Origin of the sequence: Haloarcula sp. Atlit-7R (assembly GCF_003666065.1) — an archaeon.
GTDB classification, from domain to species: domain Archaea; phylum Halobacteriota; class Halobacteria; order Halobacteriales; family Haloarculaceae; genus Haloarcula; species Haloarcula taiwanensis.
On sequence record NZ_QXIK01000002.1, the window covers coordinates 302297 to 315794 of the forward strand.

Sequence of the window (13498 nt, forward strand, 5' to 3'; positions counted from 1 at the left end):
AATTTGTCCGAACCACAGGAGTTTATACAGATTGGTCTGCTTTGATGTGTATGCGGCTTTCGACAGCGCTCAACGAATACAAGCGGACTCGTCACGAGCGCTTTCCAGAGGAGCGCAGGACTGTTTCAGGCTCTTTCTCAGGGCACGGTGATCGACTCGTACACGTCGGCGAAGACGGGACACTGCAGGACTACTCCGATTCGCTCTCCGGGCTCTCCGGCATCGATCGCTCCCGACTCGGGGTTATGCTTGGAGACGAAACACGGTGGTTCAGCGACCTAGAGACCATCAGACAGCACTACTACCGCGAGACGCGGCTCGTCGAGACCGAGTACGACGCGGGGTCGTTCACCGTCCACCAGTACGACCTGACGCTTGGACGGGCACACGTCACACACGTCGCGATGCGCGGGGCGGTTCCACAGAACGCCAAGCTCGTGGCGTTCGTCACACTGGCCCCCGAAAACAGCGACGGCGGCGTCGGCTCGCTGATTCACGAAGACACCGGGCCCGACAACTCGCGGGTACTGGAAGTGTACCACCGGCGGGAGCACGATTACCTTGCTTCGTCGACCGGGCTAGACGCCGTCGCCGGACAGCGACCGGAACGGCTCGCAGAGATACTTTCGGATAGCCCGGTCGAGTTCCCGCGGTCGGAGCCGGTCGAACGGCGCGACCAGACCCGGCTCACCGGCGATTTCCTCGTGACCGCGCCGCTTGACCGGTCCGGGCGCAGCAAGGACACGACGCTCGTCAGTCAGCTCTCGAACCACGACGAGGTCGACCGGGAAACGGCGCTTCTGGACCTCGCCGACTGCGTGACAGCGCACACGACCTCCGACGACCTCCGGCAGGCCGGGCGGGAGCGAACACGCATCGACGTGTCCGAATCAATGACACGCTCAGACTCGATACGCATGGACCTGCGGGTGCTCGACCTGCTGTCCTCGCCGACCGGCGGTCGCATCGCCGCCCCGGAGTTCGACCCCTTCTACTCGAACTCCGGCGGCTACGGCTACGTCTGGTTCCGCGACGACGCCTCCGTCTCCCGGCATCTGCTCGAAGCCGGGTCCCGACTCGATATCGACACCGTCGAAATGTTGACCGAGAGCGCGGAGTTCCTCTGTGACAGTCAGCTTCCGGACGGCCGGTGGCCCCACCGCGTCTGGGCCGACACGGGGGATATCGCCCCGGGCTGGGCCAACGCTCGGGTCGAACACAACGCCGAATCGCCGGAGTATCAGGCCGACCAGACCGCGACCGTCACCGCCTTCCTCGCGACGTTGCTGCGAACGCATCGCAGCAAGATGGACGCCGAGTTGACAGCGACAGTTCGAGGGACTATCGAGGCAGCCGTTGACACGCTCATCGAAGACATCGCGGCCAACGGCCTCCCCGAGCCGTGTCAGAACGTCTGGGAGGACTCCATCGGCCAGTTCACACATACTACTGCGACGTTCATCGAGGCCTTCGCCGCGGTGGGCCGCGCTCCGATGCCCGAGTCGGTTTGCGAGCGGAGCTTGGCGGCAGCCGACAGGCTGCTGGATGGGCTCGATACGCTCTGGGACAGTGATCTGGGCGTGTACGTGATCGGGCTGACAAACGGGACGCCGGACCACCGTATCGACGCTGCGGGACTCCACCTCGCGGACGCGCTGCAGGAGTACGACAACGTCGAGTCGACGACGCTCTCCGACCAGCACCTCACCCGTCTGGCCGACCACGTGAGCACGACGCTCGACACGCTCTTTCGGAACCCCACCGAGAGCCGGGTCGCGGGACTGGCCCGCTACGAGGGTGACCGCTGGCGGACCGGCCATCAGGACAGCGAGAAGATCTGGACGGTTACGACGGCGATGGGAGCCCTCGCCGCCGCCCGCGTCGGCGACATGCTGAACGACCGCGACGAGAGCGGCGACGCCTATCTCGACCGCGCGAGCGACCTGTACGAACTGCTTGAGGACGACGGACCGCTTGCGACCGACGCCGGTTACCTCGCCGAACAGGCCTTCGACGACGGCGACCTCGACAGCGCGACGCCGCTTGGCTGGTCGCATGCGTTGCGGCTTCATGCGACTGCACGCCTGGGTGAACTGAACGCACTCCCGACGACCTCAGCCGGAACTGAGGGGCCGAGCGAGCGACCGACCTGGACGACCGGGGAGAAGTACGGCGTCGGCACCGTCGCCGACCACGACGAGCAGGACCCCTCGCGCGTCTGGTTCACGCTCACCGAGGGCGCGCTGACGGAGGCCCGCTACCCGCAGGTCGACCTCATGAATCTGCGGACGCTCGATTTCCTGGTTCGGTGTACGGACGAGACGGACTACGCCGTCCGGACCCACCGGGAGAACCGCCGGACCGACGACAGCGTCAGGCGGCGCGTCGAGCCCGTCGACGACGAGGCGCTCCTCTATCGCCACGTCTTCACCGAGACCGGTGACGGCCGGGGCCACGAGTGGACGCTGACCGTCGACTACGCGACTGACCCCGAGCACGACGCCATCGTCGCCGACGTGTCCTTCAGCGCCGAGGACGGCAAATCATACGACGTGTTCTCGGTCGCGGACATCGCGCTCACCAGCACGGTCACCGAGGACCGCGCTATCAGATACGGCCAGCCCGGGAGCTACCACCTCGTCGGCCGGAACCCCCGCGCATACACCGACCAGACGGACAACGACCTGCTCGTCGACGAGAACGGCGACGCCTACTCTATCGCCGTGGCGATGGCTGCGGCCGGACGCTTCGACTGGGCCACCGTCGGTGCGGCCGGCAGCGACCGTCTCGACGGGCTGTACTCGGACGGCGATCTCCCGGACCCGGTCGAGTCGATCGACGGGACGAACCTCGTCCTCATCGGTCGGCTGGATTCGGGAACGAGAGTCAGCGACACGGTCGCGCTCGGCTTCGCGCGACAGGCTGACACCGCTGCCGCGCTGGGCGAAGCCGACGGCGCGCTCGACCGCGGCTACGAGACGGTCCGTGCCGAGTATGCCGACAGCTGGGCCGATTTCCTCTCGGACAAGCAACTCCCGGACTCGGTTGCTGACGACGAAGCGCTGGCGAACCAGTACAGAACCGCGCTGATGACGCTGCTGGCCGTCGAGGACAAGACCTACCACGGGGCCTCTATCGCCTCGCCGTCCGTGCCGTGGGGCGAGGCCGTCCACGCCGAGGAGCCCAAGGGCTACGGCTACAACTTCGTCTGGTCGCGGGACCTCTATCAGGTGTTCAGCGTCTTCGACGCCATCGGGTCGCTGGACATCGCCACCGACCAACTGGAGTACATCTACGAGTACCAGCAGGACGAGGCTGGCTTCATCCCGCAGAACACCTACGTCAACGGGACGACCCGCTGGGGCGGCGAGCAGATGGACAACATCTCGTTCCCGCAGGTGATGGCCTATCGGCTCGCCGAGAGCGGCGTCGACTTCGAGGACGTTGAGTACAGCTACGAGAACGTCCGGCGGTCGGCTGAGTACGTCGTCCGCCACGGCCCCGAGACCGCACAGGAGCGCTGGGAGGAGGAGGCCGGCTTCTCGCCGTCCTCGATTGCGGCCGAAATCGCGGGGCTTGCGTGTGCGGCGAAGCTCGCGCTCGACACCGGCCACGAGGCCGACGCGCTCGTCTGGCTGGCGCTGGCCGACCAGTGGGCGAACAACGTCGAGGCCTGGACCGCGACCGAGACCGGGACCGAGCGCCACACCAACACGCCCTACTACACGCGAATAACGCTCGATGGCAACCCCGAGATGGGGCACCTCCGCACGCTCGCCAACGACGGTCCGACGCTGGACGAACGCAACATCATCGACGGTGGCTTCCTCGAACTCGTCCGGCTGGGTATCAAGCCCGACGACGACGAGACCATCCGGAACTCGCTCGTCGAGGTCGACGACACCATCAGCGTCGACACGGAGCACGCACCCGGGTTCTACCGGTACAACGGCGACGGCTACGGCGAGCGTGGTCGGGACGACCAGGGCGCACCGTGGACGGTCGAACACAAGGGGAAGGGCCGCCTCTGGCCGCTGCTCACCGGCGAGCGCGCCGAGTACGAACTCCACCGCGACGACCCGGACATCCCGCCCGAGAACTGTCTTCGGATGATGCAGGACGTGGCGAACTCGGGCCGGATGATCGCCGAGCAGATATGGGACCGTGGCCACGCGACCGAGTACGACTGGGAGTTCGCCGAAGGGACCGGCTCGGCGACGCCGTTGGCGTGGTCGATGGCCCAGTACGTGCGGTTAGCCCACGGCATCAGCGCCGGTAAACCGGTCGAGACGCCCGCGTTCGTTGACGACCGCTACCGGGAGCGACGGGCCCACACTCCTGATCGCAGCCCCGCGCTCCGCGTCGATACGCAGTTCCGCGGGAACGAACTGGTCGTCTCCGGCGAGACCACTGGTGTCTGTGTCGTCGTCAAAACGCCCGCCGACATCACGTACATCTCCGTCGATGACCGCGAATTCGAGGTTGCAGTCGATGTCGACCCCGGTGAGAATCAAGTGATTGTTGCCGCCGCAGACGACGAAGACTTGGTCACTGCCGGGACAACTGTCTGGCAGCTTAACCTGTAGAATCCCTCATAAGTGAGAACCACTTTATAATTCGCCTCTGACTGTGGGATATGGACGCGATTGTTCTAGCTGGCGGCTACGCCACACGGCTGTGGCCGATCACGCGGCGTCGACCGAAGATGCTACTCCCGGTTGGTGAGACGACCGTCATCGACGGTGTCTTGCAGTCGCTCGAAGCTGACGACCGTATCGGGACGACGTATCTGAGTACGAATGAGGCCTTCGCCGACGAGTTCGAAGCCCACATCGACGAGAGGGGCTACGAAAAGGTCCAACTCTCCGTCGAGAGCACGGAAGACGAAGACGAGAAGTTCGGCGTCGTCGGCGCGCTCGCGCAACTGATCGAGCGCGAGGGCATCGACGACGACCTGTTCATCATCGGCGGCGACAACCTCATCGGCTTCGACCCCTCGGAGTTCCTCGACTTCTTCGAGGACCGCGACGGGCCGGCACTCGCTGCTTACGACGTGGGTTCGCGGGAGAAAGCCAAGTCATACGGGCTCGTCGAACTCGACGGCGAACGCGTCGTCGACTTCCAGGAGAAGCCTGACAACCCCAAGAGCACGCTTGTATCGATTGCCTGCTACGCCTTCCCGGCCGACTCGCTCCGCTTCGAGGAGTACCTCTCTGGCGACAACAACCCCGACGAACCGGGCTGGTACATCGACTGGCTGCAACAGCAGGAACCGGTGTCCGCGTTCACGTTCGACGATGTCTGGTTCGACATCGGGACACCTGAGTCGTATTTCGAGACCGTCGAGTGGAAACTCGACGGCGGGTCGCTCATCCACCCCGACGCGACCGTCGAGAACTCTGAGATTGGGACCACTGTCCACGTGATGGCTGGGGCGGAAGTGACTGACAGCAGCCTCGACCGGACCATCGTCTTCCCCGACGCCGAGGTCAACGACTGCGACCTCGACGAGACGATTCTCGGTGAGGATGTCACCGTTGAGGGGTACAACATGTCGGGGTCGCTCATCATCAACCGCTGATGGCTCGCGACGACGGGTCCACTGTTCGAATGCAGGACTCACGACGGGCCACCGCCAGTCACTGTACCGCTGGCGAAGGACTAAGTGACAGAGCATCATCTACCCGCGGTAGGCGAGCTATCTGATAACATGGCACAAACAGAAACGGAGCCAGTCTCGTTTGAGATGACAATCGACGATGGCCGGACCAGAATCGACGTCTCGGGCGACCGCGACACGGCCGTCGTGGTCCGCTCGAAATCGGGCGAAAAAATATACCTGCCGCCGGAGGATTTCGACCGCCCCCCGGAGGACAGGCAGACACCGTACGACAGTCCCTACCAGTCGGCTGACGGGACCGCCGATAGCCCGTACCGGACGCAAACGGACACAACGTCCGTGACAGGGTTGGAGCCGACCGCCGACGGCTACCTGATCGTCCACCCGGAACCGGTCACGGACGTTCGCTTTCTCCGGTGAGCGCGGCCGGTCAGGCCTCGTTTAGAACCTCGTGGTAGAACTCGACGTGTTCGTCAGCGACTTCGCCCCAGGTTCGGACGTCGTACTCGATGGGCGTCGACAGCGATAGGGCGTGTTCGATCCCCTCGGCGATGGAGTCCGAATCGGGTTCGACCTCGATGACACAGTCCTCGTTGAGGAGTTCTGCGGCTCCGCTCTCGCAGGCGACGACGCGCGTCCCGACCGACAGCGCTTCGACGATGGTGATCCCGAACGGCTCTGCAAGTGACGGTGAGACGAACAGGTCCGCGCTGTTGTAGTAGTCCCCGAGCTCTGACTGTGGGAGATACCCCGGGAAGTAGACACGGTCTTCGATTCCCAGTAGCTCCGCGAACCGTTCGAGCTGTTCGGTGAGGTGCCCTGAGCCGCCGAGTACGAGGCTCACGTCGTCCCGACCGAGCTTCGAGAGCGCGTACAGCAGGTACGACAGCCCCTTCTGGTCGGTGTGTCGCCCGACGAAAAACAGCATCTTCCCGTCGATACCGAGTTCCGCCTTGATGTCCCGGCCCGTCGGCTCTACCGACGAGAACCCGTTGTAGATAACTGTCGAGTCGGCGTCGTACTGCTCACGGATCCGGCGCTGCGTGAACTTACTCACCGCGAGTAGGTGGTCCGTTCGGTTCGCGACCCGCTGTTCCGTCTCGACTTCCCGCTGTGGCGGCGTCACGTTACGGTCCGCTGACAGCGAGTGGAACGTCGAGATCCACTCGACATCGTGGGCCGATTTGGCCCGCGACCCGGGATTGTAACCGAACCAGTCGTTCGTGTGGATGATGTCCGCGTCGGCCGCTTCGTCGGCGAACTCTCCAGCTAGCCGGCCAATACGGGTGATGATGTCGCCGCTGCCTGTCGGCACGCCGTGGATGCCGTCGCGGTCCGGCGGCGCGTACTCCGCGGGCAACACCAGCTCGAACTCGATGTCGTCTCTCGGTTCGAGCTGTTCGAACAGCTCCCCGATAGCGGTATCAAGCCCGCCGGTGATGTTGGGTGGGAACCCCCAGCCAAGCATCAGAACGTTCGGTGGCATCTCTGTAACTGACTCTCTCGTCATAGCATCAAATGGATACAATATATATGTTTGCGTGCGCCCCGTTTCCGCGTCTGTAAGCAGACACGCTGGCAGTCAACAACCCCGCCCATTGAAATGCCTGTCAGGGCAACAGGTGCGTATGCAATTCCAACGGCAGAGTGGCGTGTTTCTCCATCTGACGTCGCTCCCGGGGCCACACGGTATCGGTGACCTCGGTTCCGGCGCGCGGGCGTTCGTCGACTTCCTCGACCGGGCGGACCAGTCGCTGTGGCAGTTCTGCCCCCTCGGTCCCACGGTGAGCATCCACGGGAACTCCCCGTACCAGTCGTCGTCCGCCTTCGCCGGCAACCCGCTGCTCATCGACCTCCGTGACCTCGTCGACCGCGGCTATCTCACCGCAGACGAGGTCGAACCGCCGGGTGACTTCTCGCAACAGCACGTCAACTACGACCGCGTGACCGAGTTCACGGAGCGCCGGCTCCGGGCCGCTTACGAGAGCTTCGACGAGAGCGCAAGCGACTCGGACCGGAACGCTTTCGCCGAGTTCTGTGAGCGCGAGGCCGGCTGGGTCGACGACTATGCGCTGTTTACGGCGCTGAAAACCGAGTTCGATGACGCCGGCTGGATGGACTGGCCGGACGACATCAGAACGCGCGAGCCAGCGGCCATGGAGCGATATCAGGAGGAACTGGCCGATGACATCCGCTACCACAAGTTCGTTCAGTGGTGCTTCGACAGCCAATGGGAGGCGCTGGCCGAGTACGCGGCCGAGCGGGACATCGGTCTCGTTGGCGACCTCCCCATCTACGTGGGCCTCGACTCGGCGGATGTCTGGGCATACCCCGAGGTGTTCCGACTCGACGACGACCACTACCCCGCGGAGGTGGCCGGTGTCCCGCCCAATCCCGGCGACGACGGCCAGCGGTGGGGGAACCCGGTGTACGACTGGGAGACACTCCGTGCGAACGACTACGGCTGGTGGGTTGACCGGTTCGAGCGGCTGTTCGATCTTGTCGACATCGCCCGCATCGACCACTTCAAAGGCTTCGACGAGTTCTGGTCGATTCCGGCCGAGGCGGACGACCCGGCCGCCGGCCAGTGGCGCGACGGCCCCGGGGCGCACTTCTTCGAGACGGTCAGAGACCGACTCGGCGAACTCCCGTTTTTCGTCGAGGACCTGGGCTTTCTCGACGAGAGCATCGTCGCGCTCCGGGACCAGTTCGGCTTCCCCGGGATGCGCGTGCCGCAGTACGCCGACTGGTGCGAGGAGGGGCATATGTACCAGCCGATGCACTACCCGGAGTCGGCCGTCGGCTACACGTCGACCCACGACACCGACACTATCGTCGGCTACTACCGCGGGCTTTCCGACCGCCAGCGCGACTGCCTCCACTACAACCTCGGCACTGATGGAGACGAAATCAACTGGGATCTCATCGAGGCGGTGTGGAACTCGAACGCGGTTGTCGCGATGACGACCATGCAGGACCTGCTCGGTCTCGGTAGTGACGCCCGATTCAACGTCCCCGGCACGGCAACCGGGAACTGGCAGTGGCGGGTGACCGATGCGGCGCTCGACGCTGATGTTGCTGAGCGACTTCGCAGGGTCACCGACAGGACGATCCGTTGAACAGCTTCAGAACTGCAGGATACCGTCTTCAGTGACGACCGTATCGAGCAGGCGGGTCGGCGTCGCGTCGTAGCCCGGATTGCCGATATCGAACCCCTCCGGCGGTTCGAGCATCACGTCCGACCCCTGCCGGAACGTGTTCCGGAAGCTGAAGCCGCTCCCGATGAACTTCGACGATGTCCCGACGACGGTCACGGGAACGTCAAGCTCGTTGGCCGTCGCGGCCAGCGGCAACGTCCCGATACGGTTGTACACCACGTCGTCGATGAGGCAGTTCATGCCGACGAAGACGCGGTCGGCCTCCGAGAGGTAGTGGCCCGTCGCACCGTCGACAATAAGCGTCACGTCGGCCCCGTCCCGGTCGGCCAGCTGACGGGCGGTTCGACGGCCCAGGAAATGCGGCCGGGACTCGCCCGCGTACAGGTGGAACTCCTTGCCGTCGTCAAGCGCCGCCATGAGCGTCGCCATCACCGTCGAGGAGTTCTCGTGTGTCACCAGCACGTCGCCGTCGTCGATGAGCGTCGCCGCTCGCTCCGCTGCGCGATCCTTGCTGGTCTCGATTTCCGTGACGACATCGTCGATTGTGTCACGCAGTCGTTCCTTGGCCGCCGGGACCGAGTCGAGGTCGGCGTCTTTCAGATCCGTCACGATGCGTTGCTGTGTCGTGTACAGCGGCGCATGCGAGCGGTTCGCCCGCTGGAGTGCGCTGCTGTTGCGCTCGACGACACGGAGAAAGTCCTCGACCGTGTGGCACTCGCGGTCTGTCAGTTCCCGGAGCGCGTTGGCAGCTTTCACGGCGGCAATCGAGGAGCTCTGTGTCTCCATCTCCTTGATCTGCCGCACGGTCTCGTTTATCATGAGTGCACGTGCGGCTGCCACCCTTATAACGGTACAGTCGGCTGACACCCCTCGCTTCCGGTTTGAATCAGGGCATGATGGACGGTTACGTCGACCCGACCACGTCTTGGCCAGTCGGGCCCTGACCGTCGAACTCGGCCACGAGCGCGTCCAGTTGTTTCGGGTCGTCGACGCCCGGGAGCGTCTGGTCCGCGGTCCGACAGGCAGCGTCAACGCCGAGGTTGTCACAGACGCGGTCGGCGGTCGCCTCGGCCATCTGCCGATAGGTGGTCAGCTTGCCGCCGACGATACTCGCCATGTTGTCGACGCCGTCGTCGGCATGGTCGAGCAGGAAGAAGCCCCGCGAGATACCGCGGCCGCGCTCCGCCTCGTCTGGCGCGTACAGCGGTCGGACGCCCCACCAGGTCCGGACCTCGGGTGCGTCTGCAACTGGCGGCAGCATCGCCGCACACTCCTCGATGCTCTCCTCGATCTCCCACTGCTCCGTCTCGTACTCGTCCGGGTCGCGGACGGGCACGCTCGTCGTTCCGAGGACGGCCTCGTTCTCGTGTGGCACGACGATGTCGCCGTCGTCGGGGTCACGACAGCGGTTGAGTACCGGCCCGAGGGCGTCGTACTCGACTGAGACCATCACCCCTCGCGTCGGTTGCATCTCGACGTTGAGGCCGGCCATCGCGGCAAACTCGCCAGCCCAGGCCCCGGTCGCATTGACGACGTAGTCTGCTTCGATGGTATCCTCGACTGTCCCGCCGACCTGCACGCGGGCCACTTGCTCGTCCTCGACAAGTACGTCCTCGACGGGCGCGTGTGGGTGAATGTCCGCGCCGTGGTCGCGAGCGTCTGCGGCGTTCGCGGCGACGAGCCGGGACGGGTAGATGACGGCGTCCGGGACTTCGAACGCGCGCTCAACGTCTGCGGCGATGTCAGGCACCCGCTCGCGGGCCGCATCGGCGTCCAGCGTCTCGACGGGGATACCGACCTCCGCACAGGCCGCCCGCTTGGCCTCGAAGTAGTCGGGGTCGTCCGCGGCGAGCTGGACGAACAACCCGCCGGTGTCACGGATGCAGGCTCCGGCGATCTCCTTGAGTATCCGGTTTTCGGCGATGCACTCCTCGGCACCGACCCGGTCGGCCTCGGCGTAGCGGGCTCCGCTGTGTAACAGTCCGTGCGAGCGCCCGGAGGTACCGCTTGTCAGCCCGTTGCGCTCGACGAGCGTCACGTCGACGCCACGAAGTGCGAGGTCACGAGCGACGCCAGCGCCGGTCGCGCCACCACCGACGACGAGGACATCCGTCTCAATTGCCATGTGTGTGGTTAGGGAGGGCGACGTAAGGTTCCTCCGACACCGGGCGTTTCGGCGACTGTACGTCCCGTTTCAGCACGCGGAAATCGCACAGACGACGGCAACGAACGCGATGTGGTAGTGCGGTCAGTTAGCACCTGACAGCTGGCTTCGGCGGCCAGTACTGCGTGTGTCAACTACACCGGAGGCGGCGTTTCGATCCGACCGTCGCGACATCGTTCGACAAGTGCGGTGGCCGTCTCAGATATCCTGGCCGGTCGGCCTGATCAGGAGTTCGTTCACGTCCACGCGGGCGGGCTGGCTCGTCGCGTACACAATGCCGCGAGCGATATCGTCGGGGTGGAGCATCGGGAGGTCCATCTCCGCGAACCGCTCCAGCACCTGCTCGTCCGGGACGTGCGTCGCGAGTTCCGTATCGACGGCACCCGGTTCGATAACCGTCGTCCGGATGCCCTGTGTCGTCACTTCCTGCCGGACTGCCTCAGTGAACGCGTTCACCCCGAACTTCGTCGCGTTGTAGCCGCTCGAATCGGCCGACGCACGGCGTCCCGCGACGGAGGAGACGTTGACGATGTGGCCGCTTTCCTGCTCTTGCATGACCGGGAGCACCGCGTGGGTGAGGTTCATCAGCCCGAGCAGGTTCACCTCGACCATCTGCCTGAGGTTCGACCGGTCTGCCCGTTCCAGCGGTTCGAGCAGCATCACGCCGGCGTTGTTGACGAGGATGTCGATGCGACCGTACTCGTCGGTCGTCGCCTCGACCAGCGAGTCGATGTCGTCTTCCTCGGCAACGTCCGTCGGTACAACAAGCGCCTCCCCACCAGATGACTCGATCCGGTCCGCGAGTGCTTCCAGTTCGTCAGCGCGTCGAGCGGCGAGTGCGACACTCGCGCCCGCATCAGCGAGCGCCTCGGCAGTTGCCTCACCGATTCCCGATGAAGCCCCGGTGACAATCGCAACGTCGCCTGCAAGTCGCTGTGTGTTCTGGTCGTCTGTCTCAGATTTATCTGTCATCGTCGTCCCGTAGGTGCGACGGCCACGAGCGTGCTTCGCTTACTGATAAGCCCGTTTATGTGGCGACAGGGGCGGTGCGGTCGAACAGGGGAACGGCTACTGCGTGAGCGCGTTCCGGAACTGGTCGGGGCCGACCGTCGAACTGATGAGCTGTTTTTCGGCTCGGCGCAAGAGATCAGACGCCGCGGCGGCTGACACATCGAGTTTGTCGGCGAGTTCCGCCGTCGAGCACCGACGTGGCGAATCGTAATACCCCGCGGAGAGGGCGACGGATATCGCTCGATACTGCCTGTCAGTGAGTCCAAACTGGTCGCGCTCGCCAGGGTTCTCGGGGTCTGAAGCGATGTTCAGCAGTTCGAGCGGGATGTCGTTGACCGCACACCGGTCCTGTAGCGCACTGAACGCGTCGTAGTCGGAGAAGACTTTCTGTTCACGTATCCCCTCGCCGGTGACCGTCGCGTCCATCGCAACGCCCTCGAACTCCGCCGGGTCGTGAGATGCAATAAGACTCGACGCGTTGTCGACGACAATCTTGTAGAACCAGCCGTTGGCCGTCTGTCCAATCTCCGCCGCATCAGTGATCTGTGGCTGGGCGTCCAGTTCTCGTTCAAACGCGTCGCGGGAGTCAGCGTCGACGCTAACCGTCAGCAGCAGCTTTCCGTCTTCGAGGCCGACGGCGTTCGAAATCGAAAGTTCGCCGCTCGGAACCGAGTCCGCCACGCCGACCAGCGGAAGGGTTTCGTCGGCGAGGAGGATTTCAGCAACGATAGCCATAGCGTCCCATCGGATTCGACGTATATAGTCGCCAGCATCGCGAGTACAGGCACGCGCTGCCAGCACTGCTCCGGGTTCACAGGCCCTCAGTCAGAACTGGATGCCGCCTCACCTCCCAGCAACTGCCGTAGCTGTTCGATCAGGCCGCTGCCCCTGGAGTATCCGCGGTATACCCGCACGGAATCGAAGCCGGCGTAGCCGTGGTGCCCGGATTCGTCCCGCTCCCAGTACAACCACGCTGTCTCCTCCCCGCCGTCGAGCCCCATCTCATCGACCGGGAACGTGAGAACGAGGGACGACTGGTCATCCGTAGCCTCGTCTTCTGGTTCCGTGATCTCGCCATCATCGACGGGCCGAGCGCCCTCGCCGTCTTCCAGTGCGAGACGCGAGCCGAACCGATAGCGCACAGCCCGCTCAGTGGGATCGAACGTCTCACTGTCTCCATCGCTGTTGATAAACTCCGACTGCTTGACCGCGACGGTGACGGTTTCGTGGTCCGATAGGTCGATGAAGTTCTCCGCGTTCCCGGGCTGAATCTCGATTGCGATCTCGACCGGAAAATGGGCCGCCGCGACGCCGCTCAGGCTCGGAACCGCTGCTGCGGTCGCCCCCGCACAAAGTGCGCCCTTGAGTATCCGTCGTCGTGTGGCGGTTGTCGACTCTGTGCTATCACCGTTCGGTGCCGGCTGCGTTTGTTTCATACAAATGACCTGATCCGCGGGCACGGTTATGATAATTCTGGTGCATATCACGAAAATACACATTCAAATCGACAGCACGCCTGCAAGACTGCGTCTATCACCCAACACC

Annotated in this window: 10 protein-coding genes; 4 read left to right on the top strand and 6 right to left on the bottom strand. The window is 64.4% G+C overall.

All coding sequences use genetic code 11. The annotated features are described in order from the left end of the window. The first annotated feature begins 50 nt into the window (after window positions 1–50). The 3 genes from D3D01_RS05530 to D3D01_RS05540 all read left to right on the top strand — a co-directional run bounded on the left by D3D01_RS05530 (window position 51) and on the right by D3D01_RS05540 (window position 6040). Window positions 51–4586, top strand: a complete 4536-nt coding sequence (locus D3D01_RS05530; protein WP_121511511.1) for a glycoside hydrolase family 15 protein — start codon at window positions 51–53, stop codon at window positions 4584–4586. A 50-nt stretch (window positions 4587–4636) separates the two neighbouring features. Then, window positions 4637–5581, top strand: a complete 945-nt coding sequence (locus D3D01_RS05535) for a sugar phosphate nucleotidyltransferase (protein ID WP_101350851.1) — start codon at window positions 4637–4639, stop codon at window positions 5579–5581. Between the two features lie 129 nt (window positions 5582–5710). After that, on the top strand, window positions 5711–6040 hold the full coding sequence (locus D3D01_RS05540) for a hypothetical protein (RefSeq protein WP_101350850.1): 330 nt from the start codon (window positions 5711–5713) through the stop codon (window positions 6038–6040). A 10-nt stretch (window positions 6041–6050) separates the two neighbouring features. Here the strand turns inward: D3D01_RS05540 and D3D01_RS05545 are convergent, their stop codons facing one another. Then, window positions 6051–7106 carry a glycosyltransferase family 4 protein gene (locus D3D01_RS05545; RefSeq protein WP_101350849.1) on the bottom strand — a complete coding sequence of 352 codons (1056 nt, stop codon included), beginning with the start codon at window positions 7104–7106 and terminating at the stop codon, window positions 6051–6053. Between the two features lie 142 nt (window positions 7107–7248). Between D3D01_RS05545 and malQ the strand changes: the two genes are divergently transcribed. Continuing rightward, window positions 7249–8739, top strand: a complete 1491-nt coding sequence (gene malQ / locus D3D01_RS05550; protein ID WP_121511512.1) for a 4-alpha-glucanotransferase — start codon at window positions 7249–7251, stop codon at window positions 8737–8739. A gap of 6 nt (window positions 8740–8745) precedes the next feature. Here the strand turns inward: malQ and D3D01_RS05555 are convergent, their stop codons facing one another. The 5 genes from D3D01_RS05555 to D3D01_RS05575 form a co-directional block, all read right to left on the bottom strand. Further along, window positions 8746–9597 carry a translation initiation factor eIF-2B gene (locus D3D01_RS05555; protein WP_121511513.1) on the bottom strand — a complete coding sequence of 284 codons (852 nt, stop codon included), beginning with the start codon at window positions 9595–9597 and terminating at the stop codon, window positions 8746–8748. An 85-nt stretch (window positions 9598–9682) separates the two neighbouring features. Next, complete coding sequence (locus D3D01_RS05560; protein ID WP_121511514.1) at window positions 9683–10903, bottom strand: FAD-dependent oxidoreductase; 1221 nt, start codon at window positions 10901–10903, stop codon at window positions 9683–9685. 237 nt (window positions 10904–11140) lie between these two features. Beyond that, entirely contained in the window at window positions 11141–11914 is a 774-nt protein-coding gene (locus D3D01_RS05565; protein WP_121511515.1) for an SDR family oxidoreductase, read from the bottom strand. Between the two features lie 96 nt (window positions 11915–12010). After that, window positions 12011–12688: a helix-turn-helix domain-containing protein gene (locus D3D01_RS05570; protein WP_121511516.1), complete on the bottom strand. Its 678-nt coding sequence runs from the start codon at window positions 12686–12688 to the stop codon at window positions 12011–12013. 86 nt (window positions 12689–12774) lie between these two features. Beyond that, the gene (locus D3D01_RS05575; RefSeq protein ID WP_233563236.1) at window positions 12775–13389 is read right to left on the bottom strand and encodes a hypothetical protein; all 615 of its coding nucleotides are present in this window, start codon (window positions 13387–13389) and stop codon (window positions 12775–12777) included. Window positions 13390–13498: the final 109 nt, after the last annotated feature.